This window comes from Enterobacter cloacae complex sp. 2021EL-01169, assembly GCF_020733125.1.
GTDB lineage: Bacteria > Pseudomonadota > Gammaproteobacteria > Enterobacterales > Enterobacteriaceae > Enterobacter > Enterobacter roggenkampii.
On sequence record NZ_JAJFTC010000054.1, the window covers coordinates 1 to 1,164 of the forward strand.

Annotated in this window: 1 protein-coding gene; it reads right to left on the minus strand. The window is 46.4% G+C overall.

The features are described 5' to 3' along the window. Positions 1-113: 113 nt before the first annotated feature. Entirely contained in the window at positions 114-1,094 is a 981-nt protein-coding gene (locus LLF79_RS26830; protein ID WP_004115425.1) for an IS5 family transposase, read from the minus strand. Positions 1,095-1,164 lie beyond the last annotated feature (70 nt).

Below are 1,164 nucleotides of genomic sequence, written 5' to 3' on the forward strand. Positions count from 1 at the left end.
TGATCGATACTATGCAATGTCTGTCTATTTTTTACACTCTAATTTTCCGGTTTTGAGCAATATATTGCCTATTCAGGCCAAATTTAGCCTTTTAGCTGGGTTATTACCAGATTTTAGGCGGATTTAGTCTGTCGTCGTATCATCTGATCCACTTTAAACAGGTTCGCTAGCGTGAATAGCATCGCTAACTGTGAGTCATTTTTCATCAGCCCCTTGTAGCGTGCTTTGATAAAACCAAACTGACGTTTAATAACCCTAAACGGGTGCTCCACCTTTGCCCTGATGCTGGCTTTCAGGTATTCGAGTTTGATGGCGGCTTTGTTTTTGCGGGGGTGCTTTTTCAATATCCTGACTTTCCCTGGACGTTCAGCGATGAACCAGTCCACATCACGGTCCTTCAGCTCATCCCGTTTCTCTGCGCCACGATAACCCGCATCGGCGGAGACAAATTCTTCGTCACCGTGCAGAAGATTATTCAATTGGTTCAGGTCATGTTCATTAGCGGCGGTGGTCACCAGCGTATGAGTAAGGCCGCTTTCAGCATCGACTCCAATATGAGCCTTCATGCCAAAGTGCCACTGATTTCCTTTTTTGGTCTGATGCATATCGGGGTCACGCTGTTTGTTTTTATTCTTGGTTGAGCTTGGTGCTTCGATAATTGTGGCATCAACCAGGGTACCCTGAGTCATCATCACGCCGCAATCCAACAGCCACTGATTGACGGTTTGAAATATTTTGCGAGTCAGTTTGTATTTTTCCAGCAAGTGCCGAAAGTTCATGATGGTAGTACGGTCAGGAATAGCTTTATCCAATGACAGCAAGGCAAATTGGCGCATCGAAGCAATCTCATACAATGCGTCTTCCATCGCTTCATCACCGAGGCTGTACCACAGTTGCAGGCAGTGAATACGGAACATTGTTTCCAGCGAATAAGGTCGGCGGCCATTACCTGCTTTTGGATAGACAGGTTCAATGTTGCCCAGCAGTTGAGGCCACGGCAGCAGAGTATCCATCCGGGATAAGAAAATTTCTTTCCTCGTCAGGCGACGTTTACTGGAAAACTCACTGTCGGCAAAGGTTAATTGCTGGCTCATGTGACCTCAGTACGTGTGATGTGCATTCCTGCTATGACCTCATATCCTGGACTTATTCGCACCTTCCCTA

Coding starts and splice junctions, on each gene's coding strand:
- LLF79_RS26830 (WP_004115425.1), bottom strand. CDS start 1,094: ATGAGCCAGCAATTAACCTTTGCCGACAGTGAGTTTTCCAGTAAACGT.